This is a genomic window from Streptococcus sp. GMD1S, from assembly GCF_000296875.1.
GTDB lineage: Bacteria > Bacillota > Bacilli > Lactobacillales > Streptococcaceae > Streptococcus.
Genome location: NZ_AJQY01000119.1, coordinates 1 through 1,663, shown reverse-complemented (window position 1 = coordinate 1,663; position 1,663 = coordinate 1). Strand labels below are relative to the sequence as shown.

Annotated in this window: 3 protein-coding genes; all 3 read right to left on the bottom strand. The window is 31.6% G+C overall.

Going from position 1 to position 1,663, the window contains the following annotated elements:
* Nucleotides 1–149: 149 nt before the first annotated feature.
* Nucleotides 150–587, bottom strand: coding sequence for a hypothetical protein (locus GMD1S_RS07525; protein ID WP_001066087.1), 438 nt, complete (start codon nucleotides 585–587; stop codon nucleotides 150–152).
* A 104-nt stretch (nucleotides 588–691) separates the two neighbouring features.
* The gene (locus GMD1S_RS07520) at nucleotides 692–1,135 is read right to left on the bottom strand and encodes a hypothetical protein (protein WP_001027475.1); all 444 of its coding nucleotides are present in this window, start codon (nucleotides 1,133–1,135) and stop codon (nucleotides 692–694) included.
* 96 nt (nucleotides 1,136–1,231) lie between these two features.
* Nucleotides 1,232–1,657, bottom strand: a complete 426-nt coding sequence (locus GMD1S_RS07515; protein ID WP_025172943.1) for a hypothetical protein — start codon at nucleotides 1,655–1,657, stop codon at nucleotides 1,232–1,234.
* Nucleotides 1,658–1,663: the final 6 nt, after the last annotated feature.

Sequence of the window (1,663 nt, the reverse complement as noted above, 5' to 3'; positions counted from 1 at the left end):
AAACTATGAATAATGGTTTATAGCTTTTTCTTAATCTGTCTTTACTCATTATCATTTCCTCTTTTTCTCAGCATATTCAGCATTGACACTGTATACATTCTTCCCATGCTTTAATTCATTGAGTTGTTTGTCAGTATAATTAAATACCATTACTGTTCCCCTGTTTCACCATTTGAATAAATCACTTTTACATTTTTTTCTGTAATTCCACGATGGTTTATCAAATATTGATTATCATCTTTTCGAGAACTATTTTGAAAATCTCTACTTCTTATTTCGTTATTTTGTTTATTAAATGCGATTATATAACTTAGTTGTTTGCTATCAGAGAAAAATATTTTAACTTTTGCGCCCCAAGCATCAGACGGAATTGATGCATATGAAGGGTCGGTTATATGTACCTCCTCAATCCCTTCATAGGAATTTTTTAAAGCATTAACTAGACTTACTTCATATTCTCTATTTCGACGCTCTTCTTGGGATTTCCCTAACATACTAAACATAAAAACACCTCCTGCTGTAATGGCTACGAGTAACAAAACGATTAGTATCCTTTTATGGCTTTTTTTATTGCTGGAATTATTCATTTAAGCTTTTCCTCTTTTTCTACTTGAAAACTCTTCATTTACCATATAAATAGCAAAATCTTGGGTTAAATTATTCAACTGATTATCAGTATAATTAAATACCATTATTGCTCTCCTGTTTCACCATTTGAATATCGTACTAATATTGTAGATTCTGTTTTACCAATGTGTTTTTGAAGTATCGACCATTGTTGATCAATTTCTTCATTAGTATCCCCTTTCATAAGACCATCATGGTTTTCTTTATAGGTTAATCTGTGATTAATTCCATAAGTAATAGTTTGACTATCATTGAACTGTACTGAAATATCACAAGACCACGAACCCGGTTTGTCATTATTGTAAGGATCCATAATCTTAATCTCCTTAATCCCTTGGTAGGAATTCTTTAACGCATTAACCAGACTTACTTCATATTCTCTATTTCGACGCTCTTCTTGAGACTTCCCTAACAACCTAAACATAAAAATAGCTCCTGCTGTGATGGCTACGAGTAACAAAACGATTAGTAGTCTTATATATCTTTTTTTATTGCTGGAAATATTCATTTAAGCTTTTCTCCTTTTTCTCCTTGAAGACTTTTCGTTCACACTATAAACAGCATAATCTTGGTTTAAATTATTCATCAGTATAATGGAAATTCATCATAGTTCTCCTTGCTCGCTATCAGAATAAGTAATTCTCACTGACTTTAAAGTTTTCCCTCTATGAGTTTCTAAATACTGCCAATCTTCGTTTGTTTCTTGACGGCCACCATAATTGATTTTATAGTTTAAATGATGATTAATCTCATATGAAAGAGTTCTTTCATCATTAAATTTAATTTCGATATCACAAGACCACGAACCTGGTGGGGTTGTATAATCAGGATTGGAAATCTTAATCTCCTCAATCCCTTCATAGGAATTCTTTAACGCATTCACCAAACTAACTTCATACTCTCTATTTCGACGTTCTTCTTGAGACTTCCCTAACAACCTAAACATAAAAACACCTCCTAATGTGATGAATACGAATAGTAAAACTATGAATAATGGTTTATAGCTTTTTCTTAATCTGTCTTTACTCATTATCAT